1 protein-coding gene is annotated in these 261 nt (G+C 68.2%); it reads right to left on the minus strand.

Features of this window, described 5'->3' with window-relative positions:
* The coding region (locus NLU14_RS22225; RefSeq protein WP_275710693.1) for a zinc-binding dehydrogenase at positions 1-261 on the minus strand (261 nt) is incomplete at both ends.

Consider the following 261-nt stretch of genomic DNA (forward strand, 5'->3'; position numbering starts at 1 on the left):
CGTGCCGTCGCGGCGGAGCAGCACCAGGAACGCGTTGAGGTCGTGCGCCACGGCGACGGTGTTCAGGATGAAGTCGAAGCTGTTGGCATGCGCCGCCATCGCCTCGGCATCGCGCGAGACCACGACTTCGTGCGCGCCCAGCTTCTTCGCGTCCTCGATCTTGTCGGGCGACGTGGTGAAGGCGACGACGTGCGCGCCCATCGCCGCGGCGAGCTTGATGCCCATATGGCCAAGGCCGCCGATGCCGACCACGCCGACCTT

Origin of the sequence: Marinobacter iranensis (genome assembly GCF_029207565.1) — a bacterium.
Lineage (GTDB): Bacteria > Pseudomonadota > Gammaproteobacteria > Pseudomonadales > Oleiphilaceae > Marinobacter > Marinobacter iranensis.